The organism is Solihabitans fulvus, from assembly GCF_008386585.1.
In the GTDB taxonomy this organism is placed as follows: domain Bacteria; phylum Actinomycetota; class Actinomycetes; order Mycobacteriales; family Pseudonocardiaceae; genus Solihabitans; species Solihabitans fulvus.
The window spans coordinates 1,841-2,341 of sequence record NZ_VUOB01000188.1 but is presented as its reverse complement, the minus strand read 5'-3'; the positions used below and the strand labels follow the sequence as shown (position 1 = coordinate 2,341).

At 72.7% G+C, this 501-nt stretch carries 1 protein-coding gene; it reads left to right on the top strand.

The window, feature by feature from the left end; all coding sequences use genetic code 11:
* A partial coding sequence (locus F0L68_RS43060; protein ID WP_188317126.1) for a hypothetical protein occupies positions 1-501 on the top strand: 501 nt, incomplete at both ends.

The window sequence follows — 501 nt, the reverse complement described above, 5'->3', positions numbered from 1 at the left end:
CCCCGCTGGTCGAGGGCGACGCGCTGCTCGACTGCGTCGATCTGGTCGTGTGCGCCCAGTGCTGGCACCTGGCCGGCGGCACCAGCGCGGCCCAGACCGCCCTGGCCGCCGACGGCGGCCGGATGGAGCCGCTGCTGGTGTTCGACCCAGCCTTCGAGGAACTGCTGGCCGCCGCCAACGAGTACGACCAGCTGCACGCGGTCGACCGGTTCCTGGTCGAGCAGGGCATCCGCTGGGCGGTCCTGCGGTACATCGCCGTGCCCGCCCGCTGCGACCTGGTGCGCTGGGTACTCGAACGCACTCCGCTGGCGCACACCCGCACGGCGGACTCGCCGGACGTGTGGATCGAGGCCGTGGAGATGCGGATGCGTGAGCAGACCGGGCCGGGCCTGGAGTTCCGCTACAACGCCAAGCGTCGGCGCTGGTGGCGCGTCTGCAACGTGCTCCGCTGCTGCTCAGACCGGGGGCGCCGGCCCCTGACGAAGGTGGCGCAGGAGGAGA